Annotated in this window: 23 protein-coding genes; 14 read left to right on the forward strand and 9 right to left on the reverse strand. The window is 70.2% G+C overall.

Translation table 11 applies throughout. The annotated features are described in order from the left end of the window. Positions 1 to 221 precede the first annotated feature (221 nt). Positions 222 to 707 carry a hypothetical protein gene (locus ACIBM5_RS31835; RefSeq protein ID WP_396010042.1) on the reverse strand — a complete coding sequence of 162 codons (486 nt, stop codon included), beginning with the start codon at positions 705 to 707 and terminating at the stop codon, positions 222 to 224. A 62-nt stretch (positions 708 to 769) separates the two neighbouring features. Next, positions 770 to 2,656, reverse strand: coding sequence for a helix-turn-helix domain-containing protein (locus ACIBM5_RS31840; RefSeq protein WP_396010044.1), 1,887 nt, complete (start codon positions 2,654 to 2,656; stop codon positions 770 to 772). Between the two features lie 212 nt (positions 2,657 to 2,868). Here ACIBM5_RS31840 and ACIBM5_RS31845 point away from each other — a divergent pair, with 212 nt between their 5' ends. The 8 genes from ACIBM5_RS31845 to ACIBM5_RS31880 all read left to right on the forward strand — a co-directional run bounded on the left by ACIBM5_RS31845 (position 2,869) and on the right by ACIBM5_RS31880 (position 12,478). After that, positions 2,869 to 3,639: a CoA transferase subunit A gene (locus ACIBM5_RS31845; RefSeq protein WP_396010045.1), complete on the forward strand. Its 771-nt coding sequence runs from the start codon at positions 2,869 to 2,871 to the stop codon at positions 3,637 to 3,639. Between the two features lies 1 nt (position 3,640). Continuing rightward, on the forward strand, positions 3,641 to 4,324 hold the full coding sequence (locus tag ACIBM5_RS31850; protein ID WP_396010046.1) for a CoA transferase subunit B: 684 nt from the start codon (positions 3,641 to 3,643) through the stop codon (positions 4,322 to 4,324). Between the two features lie 152 nt (positions 4,325 to 4,476). Further along, entirely contained in the window at positions 4,477 to 5,190 is a 714-nt protein-coding gene (locus ACIBM5_RS31855; protein ID WP_396010047.1) for a GntR family transcriptional regulator, read from the forward strand. Between the two features lie 115 nt (positions 5,191 to 5,305). Further along, the gene (locus tag ACIBM5_RS31860) at positions 5,306 to 6,442 is read left to right on the forward strand and encodes a pyridoxal phosphate-dependent aminotransferase (RefSeq protein ID WP_396010048.1); all 1,137 of its coding nucleotides are present in this window, start codon (positions 5,306 to 5,308) and stop codon (positions 6,440 to 6,442) included. A gap of 180 nt (positions 6,443 to 6,622) precedes the next feature. Next, a complete protein-coding gene (locus ACIBM5_RS31865) occupies positions 6,623 to 8,734 on the forward strand; it encodes a hydantoinase/oxoprolinase family protein (RefSeq protein ID WP_396010049.1) in 2,112 nt (703 codons plus the stop codon). Further along, entirely contained in the window at positions 8,731 to 10,464 is a 1,734-nt protein-coding gene (locus ACIBM5_RS31870) for a hydantoinase B/oxoprolinase family protein (RefSeq protein ID WP_396010050.1), read from the forward strand. Before ACIBM5_RS31865 ends, ACIBM5_RS31870 begins: the two co-directional genes overlap by 4 nt. A gap of 71 nt (positions 10,465 to 10,535) precedes the next feature. Next, positions 10,536 to 11,900 carry an MFS transporter gene (locus tag ACIBM5_RS31875; protein WP_396010051.1) on the forward strand — a complete coding sequence of 455 codons (1,365 nt, stop codon included), beginning with the start codon at positions 10,536 to 10,538 and terminating at the stop codon, positions 11,898 to 11,900. Further along, positions 11,897 to 12,478 carry a cysteine hydrolase family protein gene (locus tag ACIBM5_RS31880; protein WP_396010052.1) on the forward strand — a complete coding sequence of 194 codons (582 nt, stop codon included), beginning with the start codon at positions 11,897 to 11,899 and terminating at the stop codon, positions 12,476 to 12,478. The genes ACIBM5_RS31875 and ACIBM5_RS31880 overlap by 4 nt, the downstream gene beginning before the upstream one ends. Positions 12,479 to 12,798: 320 nt before the next feature. Here the strand turns inward: ACIBM5_RS31880 and ACIBM5_RS31885 are convergent, their stop codons facing one another. Further along, positions 12,799 to 13,065, reverse strand: a complete 267-nt coding sequence (locus ACIBM5_RS31885) for a hypothetical protein (protein ID WP_396010053.1) — start codon at positions 13,063 to 13,065, stop codon at positions 12,799 to 12,801. 598 nt (positions 13,066 to 13,663) lie between these two features. On the opposite strand from ACIBM5_RS31885, the gene ACIBM5_RS31890 reads away from it, so the two are divergent. The 5 genes from ACIBM5_RS31890 (at position 13,664) to ACIBM5_RS31910 (ending at position 17,935) form a co-directional block, all read left to right on the forward strand. Further along, positions 13,664 to 15,274, forward strand: coding sequence for an ABC-F family ATP-binding cassette domain-containing protein (locus ACIBM5_RS31890; RefSeq protein ID WP_396010054.1), 1,611 nt, complete (start codon positions 13,664 to 13,666; stop codon positions 15,272 to 15,274). Positions 15,275 to 15,628: 354 nt separating this feature from the next. Beyond that, entirely contained in the window at positions 15,629 to 15,964 is a 336-nt protein-coding gene (locus tag ACIBM5_RS31895; RefSeq protein WP_396010055.1) for an ArsR/SmtB family transcription factor, read from the forward strand. Then, the gene (locus ACIBM5_RS31900; protein ID WP_396010056.1) at positions 15,961 to 16,467 is read left to right on the forward strand and encodes an SRPBCC family protein; all 507 of its coding nucleotides are present in this window, start codon (positions 15,961 to 15,963) and stop codon (positions 16,465 to 16,467) included. The genes ACIBM5_RS31895 and ACIBM5_RS31900 overlap by 4 nt, the downstream gene beginning before the upstream one ends. After that, positions 16,464 to 16,904, forward strand: a complete 441-nt coding sequence (locus tag ACIBM5_RS31905) for a VOC family protein (protein WP_396010057.1) — start codon at positions 16,464 to 16,466, stop codon at positions 16,902 to 16,904. Before ACIBM5_RS31900 ends, ACIBM5_RS31905 begins: the two co-directional genes overlap by 4 nt. 611 nt (positions 16,905 to 17,515) lie before the next feature. Further along, entirely contained in the window at positions 17,516 to 17,935 is a 420-nt protein-coding gene (locus ACIBM5_RS31910) for an NUDIX domain-containing protein (protein WP_396010059.1), read from the forward strand. Between the two features lie 347 nt (positions 17,936 to 18,282). Here the strand turns inward: ACIBM5_RS31910 and ACIBM5_RS31915 are convergent, their stop codons facing one another. Continuing rightward, entirely contained in the window at positions 18,283 to 18,705 is a 423-nt protein-coding gene (locus tag ACIBM5_RS31915) for a MerR family transcriptional regulator (RefSeq protein WP_396010060.1), read from the reverse strand. A gap of 55 nt (positions 18,706 to 18,760) precedes the next feature. Between ACIBM5_RS31915 and ACIBM5_RS31920 the strand changes: the two genes are divergently transcribed. Beyond that, the gene (locus ACIBM5_RS31920) at positions 18,761 to 19,732 is read left to right on the forward strand and encodes an SDR family NAD(P)-dependent oxidoreductase (protein WP_396010061.1); all 972 of its coding nucleotides are present in this window, start codon (positions 18,761 to 18,763) and stop codon (positions 19,730 to 19,732) included. Positions 19,733 to 20,044: 312 nt separating this feature from the next. On the opposite strand, the gene ACIBM5_RS31925 is transcribed toward ACIBM5_RS31920, so the two are convergent. From ACIBM5_RS31925 to ACIBM5_RS31945, 5 genes are all read right to left on the reverse strand, one after another. Next, entirely contained in the window at positions 20,045 to 20,248 is a 204-nt protein-coding gene (locus ACIBM5_RS31925) for a cold-shock protein (RefSeq protein WP_391588825.1), read from the reverse strand. 442 nt (positions 20,249 to 20,690) lie between these two features. Beyond that, positions 20,691 to 21,236 (reverse strand): hypothetical protein, encoded by a 546-nt coding sequence (locus ACIBM5_RS31930; RefSeq protein WP_396010062.1) that lies wholly within the window; start codon positions 21,234 to 21,236, stop codon positions 20,691 to 20,693. A 926-nt stretch (positions 21,237 to 22,162) separates the two neighbouring features. After that, entirely contained in the window at positions 22,163 to 22,546 is a 384-nt protein-coding gene (locus tag ACIBM5_RS31935; protein WP_396010063.1) for a fic family toxin-antitoxin system, toxin component, read from the reverse strand. Further along, positions 22,543 to 22,839, reverse strand: coding sequence for a hypothetical protein (locus ACIBM5_RS31940; protein ID WP_396010064.1), 297 nt, complete (start codon positions 22,837 to 22,839; stop codon positions 22,543 to 22,545). Before ACIBM5_RS31940 ends, ACIBM5_RS31935 begins: the two co-directional genes overlap by 4 nt. Positions 22,840 to 23,112: 273 nt before the next feature. After that, entirely contained in the window at positions 23,113 to 23,493 is a 381-nt protein-coding gene (locus ACIBM5_RS31945; RefSeq protein ID WP_396010065.1) for a MerR family transcriptional regulator, read from the reverse strand. Between the last annotated feature and the right edge of the window lie 339 nt (positions 23,494 to 23,832).

Genomic DNA, 23,832 nt, shown 5'->3' on the forward strand with positions numbered 1-23,832 from the left:
ACGCCACGGTCGTGCCCTGATGGCGCGCCATCGTCACATGGGTGTACGACCGGTCACCGTAGACCTTGAACAGAGAATCCTGAAGTGCCACGCTTCCCCCTCCACGCGCGGACGCCGGCTCCCGATCGGTCCCCCCGAACCGAAGCGGCGCACAACGAAACCTTCGTGCCCCGACGGGGCGCCCGTCAGTCTGGCATCGGGAAGCTACCGGCAGAAGACGATCATCCAACTCGGCCGATATACGAACTACCGTTCACAACAAGCCAATTGAACGTGTGCAGAGGAATCCTCGGCGCATCGCGGACAGCCCGCGCGTCACCGACGGCACAGCGTTTCGGCGACCCTCGCGGCCGTTGCGCGACGCCTGGGATCCGTCTTCGGTGCGTCACCATGGACAGGTGCACACCCACCAGGTGCGCGCCGGTGTCCGCGAGGGCAGGCAAGAACGCGCCGACGTCGTAGGCTCGGTCGAGCAGGGCCGGCATGCCGCCGCCGAGGTGCGGCAACAGGGCCCGGGCACGCGTGAGTTCCCCGCTCCGGGAGGAACCCATGGCTGCGGCGAGCAATCCGCAGGTGCCGGTTTCCACCAGCGCGACCAGCCGCAGCGTGAGATAGCCCGCCCAGCCGTTGGGATTCCTGCGCAGCCCGACCCACGTGCGATCGGCCTCGGTCTCGGGGACCTTCAGCGAGTTGCAACCGTCACTCACCGGTGCGACGAGCTGCGGTGCCCGGCGTCGTGGCGCGCGTCGAGGGAGGAACCCTCACCGGATCACCTCGGCAGCATCCCCCGCAGGTGCAGCGCCAGTCGGATGTGCAGCTCTCGATCGGGCTCCCGCCAATCCGCGCCGAGCAAGGACGCGATGCGGTCCAGCCGTTGAGTCACGGTGTTGATGTGTACATGCAGCACCTTGCGCGTCCGCGCCGGACTGCGCCCCGAGTCGAAATACGCCGCGGCAGTTCGGGTCAACTCTGCGCCGCGTGTGGCGTCGTAGTCCAGCAGCGGGCCCAGGGTCGCGTGGACAAAGCCGGCGATGTCCTTGGTATCCGCCAAGAGCACGCCCAGGAAGCCGAGTTCGTCGGCCGAGGCGCCCTCCCCGGACCGGCCGAGCGCGCGCAGAGCCGCGACACACCGGCCGGCCTCGGCGTACCGATCGGGAATCGCGTCCAGGTCCGGTGCCGGGCCGGCGGCCCCCGCCGTCGCGGGGCGCCCGAGCGCATGGCCGATCTCCGTCGCCGCGCGCCGCGCGCTCGCCGAAGGGTCCGTCTCGGGAAGCAGCAGGACCACACCTCCGTCGATCTCGCCCGCCATGCCTCCGGATGTCGCGGCCAAGTGCCAAGCCGCCGAAGCCACTCGCGAACGGTCGGCGCCGGGTACCTGAACCACCACGACGACGTGCGGCCGGTTCAGGTCCGCACCAAATCGTGCCGCCCGGTCGCCGATCGCCCTCCGATCCGGCGACGGGGCTGCGAGGATGTCGCGTACCAGCTCTCCGGCGAGCCGGTGCTCGGCCTCGTCCGCCGAGCGTCGGAAGAACAGGAGCAGCGCGACGATCATCGCCGCGCGCTCCAGAGTGCGCATGTCCGAAGCCGTCGAGTCGGGCGGGTCGCTCTCGCCGCGACGCACCAGTACGCCGAACCACTCGGTGCCGGCGGCAACCGGTACTACGTCGACGTTGCCGACCCGGGCCCCGCGCCCGGTGGCCAGCGCTTGCCCGCGGGCTGCCGCGAAATCGGGGTCGGCGGCGTCCATGGCGCTTCCGGCGTCGGGGCCGAGCAGCACGGACGCGTCACCGCCGACGAGTTCCCCCACCGCTCGGACGACGTCGTCCACCCCGGCGCCCGCAAGGACGAGCCCGGTGAACCGGTCATGGGCGGCGGCGGCGCGTTCGATCGAAGCGCTGTGTGCCCGGGCTCCGGCGTGCGCGTCGGCCAGCTCGGCGATCGCGGACCGGGTTGCGGCGAGCAGATTCGCGTTGTCGATGGCGACGGACGCGTGGGCCGCGAGCGCGGTCAACAGTGACACTTCCCCCGGACGGAACACTCGCGGACGGCGGTCGGAGGCCCACAGCACCCCGATCACCGTGTCGTCGACGACGAGTGGCACCGCGAGCATGGCGACGAGCCCCTCGTCGCCGACTCCCTCGTCAAGACGAGAGGTATGCCGAAAACTGGTGTCGGCGAAGTAGTCGGCAGTAACGAACGGGGTGCCGCGTTCGGCGACCAGGCCTCCGATCCCGTCCCCGATCGCCATACGCAGCTGCCGGAACCGTGGTGACACGGCGCCCGCGGTCACCCGGACGTACGTGTCGCCTGTGTCCGTGTCCTGCAGCGACAAGTACGCGGTGTCCGAGCCGAGAAGCGAGCGTGCCCGGTGCACGATCGCGGACAGCACCGCGTCGACGTCCCGCAGCGCGGCCAGGTCGCCGATGGTCTCGTTGAGGGCGGCGAGTTCGGCTTCGCGGCGGCGGTGCTCCCGAAGGACGTCGCGAAGCCGCATCGCGGTCGCATATGCGGCGTCGACCTCGGTGAGCAGAGCAGGGCCGATGCCCGCGGCGCGGACGCTGTCGACGACAGCCTCGAACTCTGCCGCCGGCGCCTCGTCGTGCAGGAGGGTGAACAGACTGCGCACGGCGGCCGTCGCCGTTAGAGCGTCCATCGGGTGATTATGCACATGAATGCCTCGGGAGTCTTCAGCCGCTGCGATCGGCATGCGCAAGCGCTCGGCTCCCGCCCGCCCTGCACGGCACCTCGGGATCATGCCGGGTGGTCCGTCGCTCCGGCATGGCGGTTCCACCCATCACATCGCCGCAGGGTGTGGTTCCCTCACACATATCCGCGCCGGCGTCGTGGCCCTACCGTCTTCGAACTATGGACAAGACATGGGCATCCGCCGCCGAGGCGGTCGCCGACATCCCCGACGGCGCGACCGTCGCGGTCGGGGGGTTCGGACTGTGCGGCATCCCGCACGACCTGATCCACGCACTACTGGCTTGCGGAACGGGGGGCCTGCGTGTGGTCTCGAACAACTGCGGCGTCGATGACGGTGGTCTGGGCATCCTGCTGGCCGCACGGCGGATCGCTCGGATGACGTCGAGCTACGTCGGGGAGAACAAGGAGTTCGCGCGCCAGTATCTGGAGGGCGAGCTGGAAGTGGAACTCGTCCCGCAGGGGACGCTGGCCGAACGACTCCGGGCGGGCGGCGCGGGCATCCCGGCGTTCTACACGCCTGCGGGGGTGGGCACAGTTGTCGCGGAGGGCGGACTGCCGTGGCGGTATTCCGCGGACGGAACAGTGGAGGTCGCCTCCCCGGTCCGGGAGACCCGCCACTTCGACGGCGCGGAATATGTGCTCGAGGAATCCGTCACGACGGACTTCGCGCTGGTGCGCGCGGCGGTCGGCGACACCCATGGCAACCTCGTATTCCACTCCTCCGCCCGGAACTTCAATCCGCTGGTGGCCGTCGCCGGGCGTATCACCGTGGCCGAGGTCGAGGAACTGGTCCCCGCGGGTGCGTTGGACCCCGACCACGTGCACCTTCCCGGTGTCTTCGTCCAGCGTGTGGTTGCGGTCGCCGACCCGGGACTGAAGCGCATCGAGAAGCGCACCACCGCGCTTGCGACCAACCGGGCAGGGGACTGACATGGCGCGCACCCGCGAACAGATGGCCGCCCGAGCGGCCCGCGAGTTGACCCCGGGCAGTTACGTCAACCTGGGCATCGGGCTGCCGACGCTCATCCCCGACCACCTGCCGCCCGGCGTCGACGTCGTACTGCAGAGCGAGAACGGGATCCTGGGCGTCGGCCCGTACCCGGAGGAGGACCGTGTCGACCCCGACCTGATCAACGCGGGCAAGGAGACGGTGACGACCCGGCCCGGCGCGTCCTTCTTCGACTCGGCGCTGTCGTTCGCGATGATCCGCGGCGGCCACATCGATACCGCGGTCCTCGGCGGCATGCAGGTCTCGGCGACGGGGGATTTGGCGAACTGGACGGTCCCCGGACACATGGTCAAGGGGATGGGTGGCGCGATGGACCTCGTGCACGGCGCTCGCCGCGTCATCGTCGTCATGGAGCACACCACGCGCGACGGCCGCCCCAAACTTGTGCGGCGCTGCACCCTGCCGCTCACCGGACGCGGTGTGGTGCATCGGGTGATCACCGACCTCGCCGTCGTCGACGTGACCCGCTTCGGCCTGCTTTTGGTGGAGACGGCGCCGGGAGTCACCGTTGCCGAGGTCGCCGCAGCCACCGACGCACCCCTGACGGTCGCCCGCGGCATGATCCGGCCGCACGCACTCCCTGACGTATGGCTTCTCGAGCCTTGACGACGATGCCGGCACCACGGCAGGGTTCCTGGCCGGACACGCCGTCGATCCGGCACCTGCCGGGGTACGAGGACGTCGCGGTGGTGCCTGCCGGCGAGACCCTCTGAGATCCGAGAGACACCAACTGGGATCATCATCGCTAGGATGGCCAGGTGAAGTATCTGCCGGCCATCCTCAGCACCGATCACGCCGGCTCGAATGCCACGGAGCGCGCCTACCTGGCGATCAAGCGGCAGATCATCGAGCTCGAGCTGCGACCCGGCGCACACGTCACCAAGACCGACCTTTCGCGCCTGGCGAGTGCGGGCACCATGCCCGTCCGGGAAGCTCTGACCCGTCTCCAGCGCGACGGCCTGGTCCAAGCGCTGCCCCGATCGGGGTACCGCATCCTGCCGGTGACCGTGAAGGGCACCCGGGACCTGTGTGCGTTCCGGCAACTCCTGGAGACCGAGGCCGCGGGCCTGGCCGCGGAGCACGGCTGTCCGGAGCCGAGCTTGGCCCGCATGGAGAAACTGCTGGGCGCATCCTACGAGTTGGGCGACAGGGCCGGGGTCGACGACTTCTTGCGGGCCAACCTCGAGTTCGACGCCATCATCGCCAACTGCTGCGGCAACGACATGCTGGCCCAGTCGATCGTCCGGGCCTTCGACGAGTTGGAACGCGTCCTGCGGATCACCTTGAAGTCGTTGCCGTTCTCGGCAACGGCCGCACACCAGCGGCGCACCATTCTGGACGCCATCCGCGAGCGCGACCCCGCCGCCGCCCGCGCGGCCATGCGCGCCCGTACGCGGACCTCGCAGGAGCACATCATCGGCGCGCTCCTGTCCAGCGATTCGATTACCGGGGCCAGTATCCAGGTGTCCTGACGCGTGACGACGAGTTCCTGCCCCCAGACGTTCCGGAACCGTTGACAGAAGGTTCTCCCAGTGGTGGACTGAGATCTCAGTTAGTCACATAGAGATCTCAGCGTAGGGAATCACAATGCCCCTGCAACGCCTGCCGGCCCTCGAACTCGCCGAACGCGTGCCCGACGCGTCGGGGCCGTGTGCCGACCTGATCCCCATGGGCGGCGTCCCGGTGCTGCCGATGCCCGCACACGTCGTCGAGGCCGCCCGGACCGCGGCGGGCCGGGTCTTCCCCCGCCGGAGCCGGGGCTCGGCCGAACTGCGCCGAACGATCTCCGATCACCTGCGGATCACCCTCGGGGTCGACGCGGATCCGGAGGCCGAACTGCTCATCACCCACGGAGCGCAACATGGCATGAGCGTGGTCCTCCGTGCCCTTCTGGATCCGGGCGACGAGGTCCTCGTGCCGGCCCCCACCTACTTCTTCGACGGCATGATCCGGCTGGCGGGAGTCCGCCCGGTCTATGTGCCGTCGCAGGAGAAGCGCGGATGGGACCACGACCCTGCGGCCGTCGAAGCCGCCGTCACCCCCGCCACCAGGGCGCTGCTGATCTGCAATCCCAACAACCCCACCGGCTACCTGCCCAGTCGGGAGCGGCTCGGGCAGCTTCTGGACGTGGCGGCGCGCCACGGCCTGATCGTCCTGGCCGACGAATCCTACGAGCGTTACGTATGGGAAGGCCCGGGCTACCAGCCCCAGATGCTGCTGCGCGACCGCCATCCCGACCTGGTCACGGTGACCAGCCTCAGCAAGAACTACGCCTTCACGAGCTGGCGGGTGGGCTACGTGCACGCTCCCGCCCACCTGCTGGAACCGATCCACCGTGCACTCGAATGGGACGTGATCAACGTGGGCGACGTCGCCCAGGCCGCCGCAGTCGCCGTCCTCACCGGGCCGCAGGACTGGATCGAACCCTCCTTCGCGACGCTGCGCCCGCGACGCGACCTCCTGGTGGCCGGCCTGGCCCGGGCGGGCCTGAAAACCCCGCCGCCCGACGCGGGAGTCTTCGCCTTCGTCGACTTCGGCCCGCTCGGCGTGGCCGGCCGCGCACTGGAGGACCTGCTGCTGTCCCATGGTGTCACCGCTCTGGCAGGCGATGCCTTTCAGGGCCCGGCCACCCATGCCCGCGTGCTGTACGGCGGGAGCACGGCCGCCCTCACCGAAGTCACAGACCGGCTGGCTTCCCTGACCGCCGGTGTCCGCAGCACCTGAGCCCCCGCCGAACCCGCAATCCCGGCTGCTTCGTGCCCCTCCCCCCACTGTGGGCACGCGCTCTGCATCTCACTTGTCCAAAAGATCTCAGTGAGGTCCTCTGAGATCTCAATTCTCTGACCCACGCATGCGCCTGCGAGACGTCCGCGTCGACCAGGCCCACCCCCGAAGGAGCCGAACGTGTCAGGAGCACCCACGACCGGTCGCGACGAAGGCTGGCGCGTCAGTGCCGACATCGGCGGCACTTTCACCGACGTCATCGCCCTCGGACCCGACGGCCGCGTCCTGCCCGTCAAGGTCCTCTCCACTCCGCCCGACTTCGGCACCGCGGTCCTGGAGGGGACGGCCGCCGCGCTCGGTGACGCGGGCGTCGAGACGCATGAGGTCCACGCGATGCTGCACGCCACCACCGTGGCCACCAACGCGATCCTTGAAATGCGCGGCGCGCGCACCGCGCTGGTCACCACCAAAGGCTTCCGGGACGTCCTGGAACTCGGCCGCCTGCGCCGCCCCCTGCTCTACGACCTGTCCTGGCAAAAGCCCGTGCCGCTCGCGCCGCGCCGCCACCGCTACGAACTGGATCAGCGCATCACCGCGAACGGTGAGCTCAGGCCCGCCGCGGACAGCGCCGAAGTGGCCGACCTGGCCGATCGGATTCGCGCGGCGGGCATCGAGGCCGTCGCCGTCTGTCTGATCAACTCCCATGTCCGCCCCGATGAGGAACAACGTGTCGCAGCCGAACTGCGCGAACTGCTGCCCGGCGTGTTCGTCACCGCCTCCGTGGACATCTCACCGCAGATCAGGGAGTTCGAACGCACCAGCACCGCGGTCGTGAACAGCTACGTCGGACCGCAGGTGCACAACTACGTCAGCGCGCTCGGCGACGGGCTGCGCGCGGCGGGCATCACCGAGCCCCTCATGATCATGCAGTCCAGCGGCGGCCTCCTCGACGCGGCGTCCGTGGTGCGGCGGCCTGTCCAGATCATCGAGTCGGGCCCCGCCGCAGGCGTCATCGCCGTGCAAAAGCTCGCCCAACTGATGGGCCTCGACTCCGTCGTAGCGTTCGACATGGGCGGCACCACCGCCAAGGCCTCGCTCATCGAAAACGGGGAGCCCTTCGTCGCCGCCGACTACGAGGTCGGCGGAGGAATGAACCTCACGAGAAGCATGGGCCGGGGCGCCGGCTACACCGTGCGGGTGCCTTCCATCGACATCGCCGAGGTGGGCGCCGGCGGCGGCAGCATCGTCTCCGTGGACGCGGCGGGTTCCCTGAGGGTCGGTCCCGAAAGCGCGGGATCCCGGCCCGGCCCCGCGTGCTACGGCAACGGCGGCGACCATCCCACGCTCACCGACGCCAATGTCGTCCTGGGCTACCTCAGTCCCCGGTCCCTCGCCGGTGGTCGGGTGGCGATCCGTCCGGACCTCGCCGAGAAGTCCCTCGACATCATCGCCCAACAGTTGGACGTCGACATCCCCGCTGCCGCGCGCGGCGCCTACGAGGTCGCCGTCTCCAACATGACGAAGGCCGTCAAGGCCGTCACGAGTGAACGCGGCCGCGACCCGCGGGACGCGGTCATGGTGGCCTTCGGAGGAGCGGGCCCCCTCTACGGTGCCGCTCTGGCGAAGGAACTGGGCATCGACACCGTCATCGTTCCCGTGCACACCGGCCTGTTCAGCAGCCTCGGCCTGCTCGTGGCCGACACCTCCCGCGAGTCGGTCGCACCCCACCGCCCCCAACTCGACGAACCCGGCGCGCTCACCGCCGAGTTCGACCGTATGGCCGAGGACATCACCCGGGCGCTGCGGGAAGCCGCGCCGAGCGCAGAAGCCGATGTGCAGCGGGTCCTCGACATGCGCTACCACGGCCAGCGGTTCGAACTCCCGATCGTGATCCCCAACGGCACCGTCACACCCGCCCTCATGGCCGGGGCCCGCACGCGGTTCCACGCCGAGCACCGCCGGACCTACGGTCGCGCGGGCGGTGACGAACTGATCGAAATCGTCAACATCCGCGTGCGGGGCACGGTACGCAACCCCATCACCATCGACCGCGCGCTGCGTCTGCTCCCGCAACACTCCCGCCCCGCCCATTCCCGGGCCTGCCGGTTCGACCGCACGCAAGACACCCCGGTCATCGCCCGCGCCGAACTGCCCGCCCACCGCGTGCCCGGACCGCTGGTCATCGAGGACATGGACTCGACGACCCTGGTGCCGCCGGGGGCCACCGCGCACCGCGACAGCCTCGACAACATCGTCATCCGCTGGACCACTGCCACCAAGGAATCGTCATGAGCCCGCACCCCATCCGCGACGCCGCCACGTTCGAGGTGTTCCGCAACGCGGTAACAGGACTGTCCGACGAGATGGCGATCACCATCCTGCGTACGGCCCACTCGCAGATCGTCGCCTCCAGCATGGACTTCTCGGCCGCGCTGTGCGACGCCGCCGGGCGGGTCATCGCCCAGGCCAACACCTGCCCGGTGCACCTCGGTTCCATCCCCGAGGCCATGAGCGCCATCCTGGACGCGTTCGGGGACACCGTCCGTCCCGGCGACGTCTACCTCCTCAACGATCCGGACCTGGGCGGCATGCATCTGCCCGACATCTTCGCCGTGGGGCCGGTCTTCACCGACGAGCAGGAACTGATCGGCTACTCGGTCACCGTCGTCAACCACGCCGACGTGGGCGGCTGGGCCGCCGGATCGATGGCCGTGCAGTCCACCAGCATCTTCGCCGAAGGCGTCCAGATCCCCCCGTCCCGCCTGGTCGACGCGGGCGTACTGAACGAAACGTTCCTGGCCCTGATCCTGCGCAACGTACGCGAGCCCGGCCTGCTGCGCGGTGACCTAGAGGCGCAACTCGCCGCCTGCCACGCCGGCGGCGAAGGACTGAAGGAACTTGCCAGGCGCCACGGAACCGACGAATTGGCTGTGCTGATCGACGAACTCCTCGACTACTCCGAGACCCTCCTGCGTGCCGCGGTCACCGAAGCCGCCGACGGCAGCTACACATTCGAGGATTACATCGACGACGACGGGCTCGGCTCGCCCCCCATCCCCTTCCGCGTCACCGTCAACATCGTCGGCGACGCCCTGCACCTGGACTTCACCGGATCGTCCCCGCAGGTCGCCTCGGCGCTCAACGCCACCGCCTCGTTCACCAAGTCCGCCTCCTACGCCGCCATCCAGGGAGCCCTCGGATCCGACATCCCGGCCAACAGCGGCTTCTACCGCCCCTTCACATTCGTCATCCCCGAAGGCAGCATCCTCAACGGCAGACGCCCGTCCGCCCGCGGGGCACGCGGCCTGGTCGCCTACCGCATCATCGATACCGTCCTGGGCGCTCTGGCACCGGTCTTCCCCCACCGAGTCCCTGCCGCCGGCGACGGCGGCCCCGACTCCATCGCGATCGGCGTCACCGAGCAGGACGGATCCAGCACCGTCCTGTGGGACGTCCTGTGCGGCGCCTGGGGGGCCAGGCCCGATCGCGACGGGGTGGACGGCATCAGCCCGCTCGGTGCGAACCTCGCCAACACGCCGATCGAGGAGCTCGAGCAGTCCGGGCACCTTCGCATCGACGGTTACGGCTATCTCCCCGACACCGGCGGACCGGGCAGGTGGCGCGGTGGCCTGTCGACCTTCCGCGACATGACGATCCTCCACCCCGAGGCCTCGGTACAGATCCGTTCGGACCGGCGCCGGCACCTCCCCTACGGCCTTGCGGGAGGAGGACCGGGGACTCCCTCGTCCAACATCCTCGACACCGGAACGCCGCAGGAGCAGATCCTGCCGACCAAGGTCGTCCGGACCCTGGCCGCCGGCGACCGCCACCGCCACGTCACCGCCGGCGGAGGAGGTCACGGCAGCGCCCTGACCCGGGAAGCCGACCGGGTCCTGCAGGACGTGCTCGACCAGAAGGTGACCGTCGCCGGCGCGGCCCGCGACTACGGCGTGGTCATCACGCCCACCGGCACCGTCGATATCGCCGCCACGCAAGAACTCCGCTCCGCTCACCACCGCTGAACGACCGCTCTCCCCTGCCCGGCCGCGCCCCGGAGCATCCCCTGTACCACGCCCGAGAAGAGGTCACCGTCATGGCCGAGGTCACCGTCCCCGCCTCCACCGACCGATCCATGCGCCGGCTGTGGCGCAAGGTGGGCATACGCATCATCCCGCTCATCGGAATCGCCTACGTCATGAGCTACATCGACCGCGCCAATCTCGGCTACATGGCCGTGCCCCTCAGCAAGGACCTGGGCATCTCCGGCTCGCAGATGGGACTTGCCTCCGGACTGTTCTTCATCGGCTACGTCCTCGTCGAGGTACCGAGCAACATGATGCTGCGCCGGTTCGGGGCACGACGGTGGATCACTCGCATCCTCGTCACCTGGGGCGCGGTCACCATGGCGACGGCGGCGGTGCAAAACGTCGGCCAGCTCTACGCCATGCGGATCCTTCTCGGCTTCGCCGAGGCAGGACTGGCCGCGGGCATCCTCCTGTACCTGACCGGCTGGTTTCCGCGCAGGTACCGGGCCTGGGCCCTGTCGGCGTTCTTCATGATGATTCCGCTGTCGGGCATCATCGGCTCGCCCCTGGCCGCCGCCCTCCTGTCCTGGGGGCAGAGTCTCACCGGACTGGCCGGATGGAGATCGCTGTTCCTGGTCGAGGGGGCCATCACCCTCCTCGCCGGAATCCTCGTCTTCACGATGCTGCCCGACCGGCCCCGCGACGCCAAGTGGCTGACGACGGTCGAGAAGGAAGCCATCGAACGCCGGCTCGCGCAGGAAACTTCCGAGCAGGAAGCGCGTGGCGCGCTGTCCAGCATGCGCCAGGCTCTCACCAGCGCGCGGGTCTGGACGCTGGCGCTGGCCTTCTTCGCCATCGTCTTCGGCCTGTACCCGATCGCCTTCTTCCTCCCCACGATGATCTCCACGTTGACCGGCAGCGTCTCCGGCATGTCGAACGTCGGCAGTGTGCTGCTGGCCGGCATCCCGTCGGCGTTCGCGATCATCGCCATGGCGGTCTGGCCCAAGGTCGCCTCAGGCATGTCGGTGGTGTCCTCCACCGTGATTCCCATGGGCGTCGGAATCGTCGGCCTGGTGACAGCCACGTTCACGCACGACAACGTCATCTTCATCGCGTCGTTCTGCCTCAGCGTCTCCGGTATCTACACGGCCATGCCCCAGTTCTGGCGGCTGCCACCGCTGTCTCTGACCGGCGCGGCCGCCGCTTCGGGCATCGCTGTGATCAACTCGGTGAGCAACATCAGCGGCTTCGTCGGCCCCTACTTCACCGGCTTCATCGCCGACACGACCGGCAGCTACACCTACGCTCTGCTGACCATCGCGCTCATCATGGTCGCGGGCGCGGCCATCCTCCTCACCGCCGGGCGCAAGGCGGAGCACGATGGCACGAGTCGTCAGGTGCTCCTGCCGTCCGAGAAGGAGAAGATCGCATGACCGCGCCGGCGAATCCGGCACTGATCGTCGGTGACATGCAAAAGGGCATCCTCGCGAGCTATCCCTTCGCCCGGCAACCCGTTCCCGCTCTGTCGTCGCTGCTGCCCGCAGCGCGGGCCGACGGCTTGCTCGTGATCTTCGTGCGCACCCATCTGCGGCCCACGGGCGCCGACGTCTCGGCGAACAACGAGCTGTTCCAGCGGTTCCACCAGGCCGGGAACCTTTTCCACGAAGGTGCGGAGGCCACCGAAATCGCCGCGGAGTTGGAGCCACGGGCGGACGAAGCCGTCGTGGGCAAGCGGCGGACCAGCGCCTTCGCCGGTACCGACCTCGACCTGTTGCTGCGGGCCCGGCGCGTCGACTCCCTCGTCCTGACCGGTGTCGCGACCGGCGCGATGGTGGCGGCAACCCTCGTCGACGCACTCGACCTCGACTATCGCGTCACCGTCGTGAGCGACGCCTGCGCCGACGCCGAGCCGGACGTCCACGACTTCTTCATGGAGCGTGTCTTCCCTGCTCGGGGCGCCCGGGTGACGACCTCCCAGGGCTGGATCGAGGACCACCGCCTGGAAGCCTGAGCATCTCGACGGCCCGGCGTGCGTGTGCGGTGACGCGGGAGCATGGCCTCGATGAGGTGGGGCCGGGTTCGGACACCGCACGCTCGAACTGCCGGGCCGGTTCTTCCTGCCGGGCCGGTTCTTCGGCGATCCCGGCACAGGTGGCGGGCACGCGCATGCCGTGCTCGATCGGGATCGAGGACGCCACTCCGACGGCCCGCGGAGGTGAAGCAGCCCGGGGCCGACCGTGATCGACGTGTGCCCGTCATCGCCCGACGCCGCCGCCGCCGAGCCGGCGGGCCCATCCGTCCACGAACGTTCCGAAGGCCGTGCCGGACGAGTCAGGCTGCGGCGCCACGCGTGTCGCCGAGGCGGCGCAGCGCGTCGTCGAGTTCGGCCTGGGCGCGGCCGAGGAACATCGCACCCCCGGTGAACCGGCCTGCGGCCACCATGTCGTGGGCGACCCGCAACGCCAGTGCCGACTTGCCCACCCCGGCCATTCCCGCCACCACCGACACCGTGCAACCACCGCCGCCATTGCCGCCGGACACGAGCGGCGCCAAGCCGGCCGCGACGCGGGCACGTTCGCGTTCGCGCCCGGTGAACACGTCCGGTGCGGGCGGCAGTTCGCAACACGTACGGAACGTCTCTGGGGAGGTGCACCGTAACGTGCCGCCCCTGCACCAGCATCGAGACCGTGCCGCCGGAGAACACGTTCGTCGTTTCCCCCGCCGTCCGGGCCACGGCCTTCCCGGACCGGGACCACCACCGCCACCACGCCACGCTCCCGCCTCCCTTCGCGCCGCGGTACGCGTGGGCCGCGACGAACCGGCCGAACTCGTCGCCGGGGCGCGGCGGTTGACCGCACCGAGGCGGCTCGTGAAGGCGTACGACGCGGAAAATGCGTTGCCGGACGCCTGAGGCTCGCCTAGGTTCGCACTGGCCCGAGTCGCTCGGGCCGCACATGTTCCGGCGGGACCCGAAGGAGAAGGCCGTTGCTCGTCTGAGGCAGGAGACCCGCACCGTACCCGGGCAACCGTGGTGCGCAGGCGCGCGATCTCGACCTCGGCACGGAGCCGCCTTCCCGGTCCTCGGGACCGCCTGATCCCAGGCGTTGCCGCCCTCCCCCTCCACCGGTCGATGCACCGCGCGCCCGCGGATCTCCAGACGTCGCCCTGTCCGCGAGCGCCCCTGGAGGCATCAACCATGTCAACCTTCACCGTGTCCATCGTCTGCACCGATCTCGGTTTCGCGTGGCCGGACGGCGACACCCTCTTCGACGACTTTCAGATGGCCGTGGGCCCGGGCCGTACCGGCCTCGTGGGCTTGAACGGCGCCGGGAAGTCCACGCTGCTGCGCCTGATGGCGGGCGACCTCGCGCCCACCCGCGGCTCGGTGCGAGTCACCGGTGAACTCGGCTACCTGCCACAGAACCTCACGCTCGACACGACCGCCCGGGTGGACACGGTGCTCGGCATCGCGGCGCAACGGGCGGCCCTGCACGCGGTCGAGGCGGGCGAGGTCGACGAGGCGCACTTCGCGGCGATCGGCGACGACTGGGACGTCGAGGAGCGCGCGATCGCGACGCTCGAGCGCCTGGGCCTCGCGCACCTCGGCCTGGACCGCACCACGGGCGAACTCTCCGGCGGGGAGTCGGTCATGCTGGCTCTCGCGAGCCAGTTGCTGCGCCGCCCGGACGTACTGCTGCTCGACGAGCCGACCAACAACCTCGACCTCGTGGCGCGCGAACGCCTGTACGACGCGATCGAGGCGTGGCCCGGCGTCCTGGTCGTGGCCGGCCACGACCGCGGGCTGCTGGAGCTGGTGGATCGGGTGGCCGATCTCCGGGACGGCGAAGTGCGCTGGTACGGCGGCACGTTCAGCGCGTACCAGAACTCGCTGGAGGTGGAGCAGGAGGCCGCCGAGCGCATGGTGCGGGTGGCGGAGTCCGACGTACGCCGCCAACAGCGCGAGCTGATCGAGGCGCACGACAAGCTGGCCCGCCGTAAGCGCTACGGCCGGAAGATGTGGGACAACAAGCGCGAGCCGAAGGTCGTCATGGCCCAGCGCAAGCGTTCGGCGCAGGTCGCGGCGGGCAAGCACCGCACGATGCACGGCGAGCGCCTGGCCGACGCGCGCGAGCGTCTGACCGAGGCGGAGCGGGCGGTACGCGACGACGACGTGATCCGCGTCGACCTGCCGCTGACCGAGGTGCCGGAGGGCCGGCAGGTCGTGGCGCTGCCGGGCGTCGGGCTTCGGTTCGGGCCGCGTGTGAAGCTCGACGTATGCGGGCCCGAGCGCATCGCGCTGCTCGGCCGCAACGGTTCGGGCAAGACGACGCTGCTGCGGACCATCGCGGGGTTGACCGAGCCGCGCACCGGCGAGGTGCGGCGGGAGGTGCCGATGCGCTGCCTGCCGCAGCGCCTGGACCTGTTGTTCGACGACCTGACCGTGGTGGAGAACGTCGGCCGTTTCGCGCCGGGTGCGAGCGACAACGAGATCCGCGCGCGGCTGGCCCGGTTCCTCTTCCGGGGACGCCGGGCCGACCAGCGGGCGGACTCGTTGTCGGGCGGCGAGCGGTTCCGGGCCACGCTGGCGGCACTGCTGCTGGCCGAGCCCGCGCCGCAGTTGCTCATGCTCGACGAGCCGACGAACAACCTCGACATGGCGAGCGTGCGGCAGTTGACGACCGCGCTGGAGTCGTACCGGGGTGCGCTGATCGTGGCGAGCCACGACGTGTCGTTCCTGCGCGGGCTCGGCATCACGCGATGGCTGAACCTCGACGAGCGGGGCCTGACGGCGGTGGATCCCCGATAGTGCGGGCGTGACGCGCGCCGTCATGTGACGCGGCGCCCCGCCGTCCCGGCCGGGACGGCGGGGCGCCGTTCGGCGCCGCGGCGCGGATCCGCCACCCGGGATCGGCAGCACCAGGGCGCAGGTGCGCTGTGCGTTCGCCGCATCGAGCGCGCTGTACACCTCGCGCAGCGCGACGCGGTCGAAGAAACCCGGACCCTCGTCTCGCCGACGACCGTCGGCTACCGCGGATGGTAGAAGTTCGCGATCTCCCCCCACCCAGACCACCATCCCGGCCCCGGAGCGTTCGTGTTCTTGACAGATCCGGATTCCGGCACGTATAAAACCAACAGGTTATAGAACCGGAAGGTTATCTACATGGTTGCAAGCGACACGCTGGACGCGACGTTCGCGGCACTCGCCGACCCCACCCGGCGGGCCATCCTGGCCCGGCTCGCGACCGGTGATGCCACGGTCACCGAGCTGGCCGCGCCATTCGCGATGAGCCAGCCGGCCGTCTCCAAACACCTGCGGGTGCTCGAACGAGCCGGCCTGGTCAGTCGCGGCCGCGACGCGCAACGCCGGCCGTGCCGGCTGGTGGCCGAACCGCTCAGGACGGCCACGGACTGGCTGGCCGACTACCGCGACTACTGGGAAACCAGCTACCAGCGACTGGATGCCCTGCTGGACGACCTGCAGGACGGCGAAACGTGACATCCCCACACCCCGGCCTCGGGCTGCGGGTCGTCGCCTCCGGGACCACCGACCTCGTCCTCACCCGTACATTCGCCGCTCCCGCGCCGCTGGTCTTCGCCGCGCTCACCCGACCGGAACTGCTCCGCCGCTGGCACGGCGCCCGCGGCTGGCGGCTCACCGTCTGTGAGGTCGACCCGCGCCCCGGCGGTGCCTGGCGGTTCGTCTCCACCGGCCCGGCCGGCGCCGAGATGGAACTCCATGGGCTGTTCCGCGAGGTCGTGCCGCCGGTGCGCCTCGTACAGACCGAGATCCACCGTGACTGGGCCGACGGTGCGGCACTGGTCGTCACCGTTCTGGACGAGACGGACGGACACACCGCCATGACCGTCACCGCGCGATATTCCTCGTCCGAGATCCGCGACGCGGTCGTGCGCAGCCCGATGGAACGCGGCGCCGGCGAAGGATACGACCGTCTTGCCGCCCTGCTCGCCACCCTCATCCACGAAAGGCGTCACCCATGACCGACACGCCCACCCCCGCCAAGGAGATCCCCGAGGATTCCGGCAACCCACCCGTGCCGCCCGGCACGCTGTTGCTGGAGCTGGTGCCGGTGCCGGTCACCGATATCGAACGGGCCAAAGCCTTCTACCAGGACCGGCTCGGGTTCCGCCTCGACGTCGACGTCAACCCGAAGCCCGGCGTCCGCATCGTGCAACTCACCCCACCCGGTTCGGCATGCTCGATCACCCTCGCCGAAGGTCTCCCCACCCTCGACATGCCTCCGGGAACACTGCGCGGTCTGCACCTGGTGGTCGCCGACATCGAGGCGTCCCGCGCCGAACTCGTCGAACGCGGCGTCGAGATCAGCGAGGTCGAGGACCTCGGCGGAGTGTTCTACGCGTACTTCGCCGACCCCGACGGCAATACCTGGTGCCTACAGCACATGCCCTGGCGTTGACCCCCGGGGACGCCGCAGTCGCCGTCAGATTTCGCACGTACTCATCGGCACGAGCTGATGTTTCGGGGCGCCGCAGCCGGTGAGCAGACAGAGGTAAGCCGGGAACCGGCAGAGTTCGACGGCCGCGGCACGCAGCGGCAGTCTCGAGTCTGCTTCGGCGTGTCGGCTTGCTTGGTGCAGAGAAGGTTCCCGCAGTCGGTGGGCACTTCTCGGGACCGGGCGACCCGGGCAGAGGCCAGGGACTCCAGTCGCTGGATTCGGCGGACGGTCAAGCCGAGGCGAGCGGCTCGGCGGTCGGTACAGGCGGCCAACGCCCCGAACCCCGTGCCGGGAAAGCCGCCGGCCGGGTCCGGCTACGCCCCGGCCACCGTCGCGCACGCGAGATGGTGTTGCGACGCTTCTACGACATCCACCGCGACGCGGGTCCGGCCCACTGCATGTCGGTGTGGGGCCGGGGTCGTTCCGGTATGCCGCCGGTCCGGTCGTCGGCCCGCGCACGTGGAACCCCGCCGTGGCACAGGCGTCGTGCGGGAGACTGACACGGCCCTTTGCTCGTGGGCGCCGCCGGCGGTTCCCGAGCGTCGGTGGTCGAGCGCATGGAGGATTGCGTCGTGGACACACCCGCTTCCCGTACGTGGCCGGTCTCGGTCAAGGGCGTCGTGGTCGACCGCCGCGATCGTGTGCTTTTGCTGCGCAACGAGCGGCGGGAGTGGGAACTGCCGGGCGGGCGACTGGAGTCGGGTGAGGAGCCGGCCGAGTGCGTGGTGCGCGAGATCGAGGAGGAGACCGCCTGGCGGGCTCGGACCGGGCCCTTGTTGGACACGTGGGTCTATGAACCCCTGCCCGGACGCCACGTCCTGATCGTCACCTACGGCATCCATCTCCCGGACGCCGACGCCGCCCCGGTCCTCAGCCACGAGCACTGCGAGATCGGCCTGTTCACCCGCGCCGAGGTCTCCGACCTGTTCATGCCCGACGGCTACAAGCGGTCCGTGACGGCATGGTTCGACCACCCCGCCCGCACGCCCTGAGCCGGACGGCCTCGGGTCCTCGTGATCCACCCCGAGTCGTTCGCGCCCGGGCGCGGTTGAAGCCGGATCCACGAGGCGGGTCCGGCTTCCGATGGTGCGCAATGTGGCCGGTGGCGGTGAGCCGGCGGCCGGGAAATCGTCGCGGAGCAAGGCGGCTTCGGGGGCGAGGTAGCCCGGGGACAAGGAACAGTGCGGTGAACGTCCCGAGTCCTGCACCCCCACTGCCGGAGCGGCCCCTCACTGCTCGCCACCGTCGTGCTCTGGCACCGGCTGAGCGCAGCCGCGAAGCCAGGCCTTGCCACGCTGTTGCCGGCGCAGCGCACACGACGCGGCTGTCAACGTTTGCCTCAGGTTGTCGGGTCCCAGAGCCCGTCGGCTTCGCCGCGGGCGAGGTGCTCGGCGTAGACGCCGACCTTCCAGGCGATGACGGATCGGCACTCCTCCAGCGCCTGGATCTGTGCGTCGACGCGCTGTCGATGGGCGTCGAGTAGTTGCAGGCGTTCCGCTTCGTTGCCCGGTCCGCGGCGTACCAGTTCGGCGAAGTGCTTGAGATCGGCTAGCGGCATGCCGGATTCGCGGAGCTTGACGCAGATCAGCAGCCATTCGACATCGAGGGAGGTGTAGCGCCGTCGGCCGCCCGACGTGCGTTGGACCGGTCCGACGAGCAGACCCTCGCGCTCGTAGAAGCGCAGGGCGTGCACGCTCAGTCCGGTCCGCTCGGCTACCTCGCCGATGCTCAGGAACGGCACGGCAGCTTCGGTGGTCGTCATGCCGCTCACTCCCGGATTTGATCTAGACCTCGCTCTAGATCGTAGCGTCGGCGGCATGACCATTTTTGATCAGCAGCCGCTCGGCTCGCCCTTCTCCGCCTCCACCACCACCGAGGACATCGTGGCCGGCCTCGATCTCTCCGGAAAGACGGCCGTGGTGACCGGGGGCTACTCCGGACTCGGCCTGGAGACCACCTGGGCTCTGGCGGCCGCCGGAACCCGGGTCATCGTTCCCGCCCGCCGTCCCGACGTTGCCCGTGCCGCTCTAAAAGAGGTGAAGAACTGCGAGGTCGTCTGCATGGACCTGGCCGACATCGACAGCGTCCGCTCAGCCTCCGCGCACATCGGCGACCGTCTCGACCGTCTCGACCTTTTGATGGCCGTCGGCGGAGTCATGGCCACCCCGGAGCGGCGCGTGGGGCCCGGCTGGGAAGGCCAGCTCACCGCCAACCACTTCGGGCATTTCACCCTCGCCTCCGAGCTCTACCCGCTCCTGGCCGCCGCGGACGGCGCGCGCGTCGTCATCAACAGCTCGGCCGGACACACCCTGACCGGCATCCGCTGGCACGATCCGCACTTCCGTACCGGCTACGACAAGTGGCTGGCCTACGGCCAGGCCAAGACCGCCAACGCCCTGTTCGCCGTGCACCTCGACGAACTCGGGCAGGGCGACGGTGTCCGGGCGTTCGCCCTCCACCCCGGCAAGATCATCACCGGGCTGCAGCGGGAGATGACGCTCCGGGAGCAGATCGACCGCGGCTGGGTGGACGAGCACGGCAACGTCATCGACACCGACTTCAAGACCCCCGCACAGGGGGCCGCCACCGGCCTGTGGGCCGCAACGTCCCCGCTCCTCGACGGCCGGGGCGGCCTCTACCTGGAGGACTGCGACATCGCCCGCGTCTGCGCCCCCGACACCCCCATGGACGACGGCGGCGTCCGCGCATACGCCATCGACCCCGACGAGGCGGCCCGGCTCTGGGACCTGTCTCTTGCCGTGACCGGCGCCACGCCGATCACCGGATGAACCTGCGCTCCGCGTATGAACGCGCTGCCTGCCGCTGCGGCGGGCAGCGCGGTACCGGCCGACCTCGGGCCAATAACGGCCCTGGCACACCTCCCGGCCCGCCCCGAAAACCTCGAGACCAAGCTCGGGCGGTAGGCGCCCCCGCAGCGGTCGGGGTGACCGCGTCCGCGTCTCGCACGGGCACTCGGCCGGCCGAGCGAGGCGACGATCGCCGGTCGGGGGCCGCCGCGCCCAAGGCCCGGCGCCGGCTGCCTCGGTCGGCCGCGCCCGCTCCCCGCGTGAGCACGGCCGACCGGGAACAAAGGTGCAGCTCTACTCCGGGGTGACGTTCTCGGCCTGCGGGCCTTTCTGGCCCTGGGTGACGTCGTAGGAGACCCGCTGGTTCTCCTGCAACTCGCGGTAACCGGAGGCGTTGATGGCGGAGAAGTGCACGAACACGTCCGACCCTCCGTCGTCCTGCGAGATGAAACCGAAGCCCTTCTCCGCGTTGAACCACTTCACCGTGCCCGTCGCCATCTACCGCTCTCCTTCTGCGCGCGGCGCGCCACCGCGCCGCCTTTTCGGTGCCCGGCCCGGATACGGCCCGGCGATCGGGGGTCTCCCCCCAGCGGCCGCGCGGCAATCCTCCGGACGGCCGCGGCGCGCCCTTGGAACGCAACTCGGCCGATCTTGACCTGATTTGCCCGCGCGATGCCGAGCCCCGGTGGAGAGGGCGGCGACGACCGAAGTGCTTGCCGGTTCACCCGGCTCGGCCGCGAAGTGGCCGGGTGCGCGGGAGCAGGCGGGACTCCGCGGCACCCTTCAGCGCCGCGTCACGACGACCGACGATTCATCGCGGCCAGGTCCGCCTGAAAGGAGACGATGTTCCGTCAGGGCGCAGAGCCGCCGAGTACTCCGGGAGAGCTCGAGCCGGAGAAGCGGCCTGGCGGAACTACCGCGGGTAGGGCCGTGGGCCGCGTCAGGGCCGGCTCGGGCGCGGACGGACGGGTCCGGGGCCGGGCTGTGTTCCCTCGCGCCGCTCGACGAGGAGGGTGTTGAGCGCGGCGCGCAGAATCGCCGTGTCGACGTCGAGCAGAATCGGCAGCTTCACGGGCGGCAGCGGGCCGGCGGCGCCAGCGCGTTCGACCAGCACGTAGCTTTGCGGTGCCCGCCCCGCGGCGATCCCGGTCCGGAACTCGGCCACGTCCTCCCACGCCACGACGCGCCGCCCGCGGACCGCGATGCCGTCCGCGTCGACCCGCAGCCGCACGCGCGGCACGACCAGCCATACGATCCACACGACGACGGGCACCAGCAGCACCGCCATGACCGGGACGAGCACCTTCGGCATGTCCGGATTCGGACTCGCGAACGACCCCGCCATCGCCACGAGCAACGGCACCGCGCAACCGGCAATGACCGCGAGGGCCTTCGCGGAGGTCCGCGCCTCGAACGCGCCGTCGCGCCGAACGCCGTCGACGACACGACGCACTGCTTGCCATTCGTCCAGCGGGCTGCGCTCCATGCGGCCACGCTAGCGGCACCCCCGAACCTCCCCTCGTCCCAACCCCCGCTCACCCGCCCCCTCGGTCGCCGACGCCACCCGCTCCTCGAAGCGTTCGATCATCCGGTCCGCAACGCCGAGCCCGACGCACTCGAATCCCTCGCCGTCGACCTCGACAGGGTGCGGCCCCACGGCCGACAGCGGTTCGTCCCACCCGACACCGTCTTCCGCCGTCGACCGCCTCCGCTCACGGCGCGCCCGTCCGCTCATCGACGGAGACCGCATCCACGGACACCGCATCGTCGACCCCCAGGCGCGCACCCCGACCACAACGCCGCACGGCACGACCAGCCCCGTGTCGGAGGCGTTCCCGGTCGGTGAGGCCAAGGCCTTCACCGCCACCGTCCCCTCGTGGCAATCCGACCTGTTCGGCCGGGCCTCAACACGCCGAGCGGCCACTGCTCGTGGACCGGGTCGCCGAGGAAGCGCTCCGGACATGATCCGCACCGGCCGGGTCTCGGTGAGGGCTCGGATGGTCGGGGTGGCGATGGTGTCGTCGCCTTCGGCCGTGTCGTGCTCAATGCAGCGCACCCTGATCGTGTCGATCCCGGTTCGACCGACTGCTCCGAAGGCGCACCCCTCAGCCGAGTCGCGTCGGCCCCCCACCACGTCTCGCAGTACCTGTCGCGAAGCGCCCGGGTCACGCCGTCCAGTCGCCGGGTCGGTCCGTGCCAGGACAGGGCGCGGGCGGGCTGCACGGCCTTGTCGACACACTCTTGGATCGCGGCAACCGCACCTTCGACGTCACCCGGGGCGTGCGGTGAGTGGCAGCGTGTGTCGGCTGCCCGGACCGGCTCCCGTGCCTTCGGGCAGGCCCGATGTCGCCGTTCGCCGCCGACGGCCGACCCACTGTCGCAATGGCGGGCATTCACACATGTGCGGGACGGTCAGTCCGTGGTCCATGCGCGGAGTCGGCGCGCGATGCGTCGGACGCCGACGACGCCTCGGGCGGCTTCGCGGACGAGGACGACGGCTTCCTTGGGCGGATAGTCGAGACGATGTCCGTACAGGGCCAGGAATGCCTCGGTGGCGTGCCAGGCGAATGCCTCGTTGGAATGCTCGAGACACGGCAACCGGACCAGCGTGTGAAGGAGCGCCGCAGCCTTGAGGTGGTCCGAACCGTACACGTCCCGGTCCATCGCGCGGGCCTGTACACGGGACAGCGCGGCGTAGAGCGGGCCGAGGTCGTCGACCTGTGGATCGCCGGGCAACAGTTCGGCGGCGTGGAGCAGGAACGCCACGTCCACGTGCGGGGGGTGCGGATCGTTCACGCGGCGTGGCCCCGCTCGGGGGCGGCGAGTTCGCGTGCGGCCTCGTGTTCGGCGGCGCGCTGCTCGGGTGTGGGGTCGACCTCACCGGCCTCGGCCGCGAACGCGTCGCCGCTACGGGCCATGGACGCGCGGAAGGCGTCGAGGAACCGGTCCTCGAGGGCGGTCGCGCGCGCGTACGCCGCACCCAGGATGTACTCCTGCATGCTCACACCCTCGGCCTTGGCCGCGGCCGCGATCGCGGCCCGCTGCCCCGGGTCGGGGAAACGGAGATTGATGGCCTTCGGATCACTCATGGCCCCCACGGTACCAGCAGGGCCATCGACACTCCATGGAGAGGACGGGGTGTGAGTGGTCCGGGTGGCCGGCAGCAGACCCGTCTCCGGGTTCGTGTCACCCCGCGGTAGTCGACCCGCCGGCGTGTGCCGGCGGGCCGGGCCGGATCAGGCGCCTTCGAGCATGCGCGAGGTCACCATCCGCCGACGACGACCAACCACTGCCGCAACGCCGGACGTTCACCCGGAAGGCGTGGACGGTTCCGGTGCCCTGGTTCATGGCGTGGGTGACGGTCATGCCCGACTGCTCTCTCGGACTCTCTCAGGCCGCGGCCGTGGGTTCGCCGGTTCGGCGTTGCGGCGGTGTTCGGCGTTGCGGCGGTGTTCGGTGTCGGCGCGGTGGGCTTGCTCGAGCCGGCCTTCGAGGACGGTGATGCGGCAGGCGGCCTCGATGGAGGTTCCGTGGTCGACGAGTTCCCGGGCGCGGGCGGCGATGCGCAGTTGGTGGCGCGAGTAGCGGCGGTGTCCGCCGGCGGAGCGCTGCGGGGTGATCAGGCGGGCTTGTTCGACGGCGCGCAGGAAACTCGGCGTAGTGCCGAGGAGTTCGGCGGCCCGGCCCGTGGTGTAGGCGGGATAGTGGTCGTCGTCGAGACGGCCGGGGTTGTCTGCTGTCATCGCACCTCTTTGTTGTCGGTGGAACGCATGGAGGGGCCCTGGTGCCGTTGGCACCAGGGCCCCGAAGGAACTGCTACACCATCCGCCGGCTCTCGTTTCGAGCCGGCCTGTCGTTTCCGCAGGCCCGACCGAACCGCGGTCGGGGGTGCGGGGATCGCGGATTCGTGACCGGAGACCACCTCACTATCGAAGTCCTCTGCGGTACCCGGGCCCATACTTTCGCCCGGGCGATCCCGATGGCGTTTCCACTCCTTCGTTGTTTCCTCGGTAACCATCTTGCGTACTGCGGTCCATCGGTACTGCGTACTGCCTGGTACTGCTTTCCTGCGTGCCGCGGGT

It is taken from the genome of Embleya sp. NPDC050493, from assembly GCF_044458105.1.
In the GTDB taxonomy this organism is placed as follows: Bacteria; Actinomycetota; Actinomycetes; order Streptomycetales; family Streptomycetaceae; genus Embleya.

Bases quoted from the DNA above. Each gene is read 5' to 3' on its own strand.
- ACIBM5_RS31840 (WP_396010044.1), bottom strand. From the start codon at position 2,656: ATGGACGCTCTAACGGCGACGGCCGCCGTGCGCAGTCTGTTCACCCTC.
- ACIBM5_RS31845 (WP_396010045.1), top strand. From the start codon at position 2,869: ATGGACAAGACATGGGCATCCGCCGCCGAGGCGGTCGCCGACATCCCC.
- ACIBM5_RS31850 (WP_396010046.1), top strand. From the start codon at position 3,641: ATGGCGCGCACCCGCGAACAGATGGCCGCCCGAGCGGCCCGCGAGTTG.
- ACIBM5_RS31860 (WP_396010048.1), top strand. From the start codon at position 5,306: ATGCCCCTGCAACGCCTGCCGGCCCTCGAACTCGCCGAACGCGTGCCC.
- ACIBM5_RS31870 (WP_396010050.1), top strand. From the start codon at position 8,731: ATGAGCCCGCACCCCATCCGCGACGCCGCCACGTTCGAGGTGTTCCGC.
- ACIBM5_RS31875 (WP_396010051.1), top strand. From the start codon at position 10,536: ATGGCCGAGGTCACCGTCCCCGCCTCCACCGACCGATCCATGCGCCGG.
- ACIBM5_RS31880 (WP_396010052.1), top strand. From the start codon at position 11,897: ATGACCGCGCCGGCGAATCCGGCACTGATCGTCGGTGACATGCAAAAG.
- ACIBM5_RS31890 (WP_396010054.1), top strand. From the start codon at position 13,664: ATGTCAACCTTCACCGTGTCCATCGTCTGCACCGATCTCGGTTTCGCG.
- ACIBM5_RS31895 (WP_396010055.1), top strand. From the start codon at position 15,629: ATGGTTGCAAGCGACACGCTGGACGCGACGTTCGCGGCACTCGCCGAC.
- ACIBM5_RS31905 (WP_396010057.1), top strand. From the start codon at position 16,464: ATGACCGACACGCCCACCCCCGCCAAGGAGATCCCCGAGGATTCCGGC.
- ACIBM5_RS31915 (WP_396010060.1), bottom strand. From the start codon at position 18,705: ATGACGACCACCGAAGCTGCCGTGCCGTTCCTGAGCATCGGCGAGGTA.
- ACIBM5_RS31920 (WP_396010061.1), top strand. From the start codon at position 18,761: ATGACCATTTTTGATCAGCAGCCGCTCGGCTCGCCCTTCTCCGCCTCC.
- ACIBM5_RS31925 (WP_391588825.1), bottom strand. From the start codon at position 20,248: ATGGCGACGGGCACGGTGAAGTGGTTCAACGCGGAGAAGGGCTTCGGT.
- ACIBM5_RS31930 (WP_396010062.1), bottom strand. From the start codon at position 21,236: ATGGAGCGCAGCCCGCTGGACGAATGGCAAGCAGTGCGTCGTGTCGTC.
- ACIBM5_RS31940 (WP_396010064.1), bottom strand. From the start codon at position 22,839: ATGAGTGATCCGAAGGCCATCAATCTCCGTTTCCCCGACCCGGGGCAG.
- ACIBM5_RS31945 (WP_396010065.1), bottom strand. From the start codon at position 23,493: ATGACAGCAGACAACCCCGGCCGTCTCGACGACGACCACTATCCCGCC.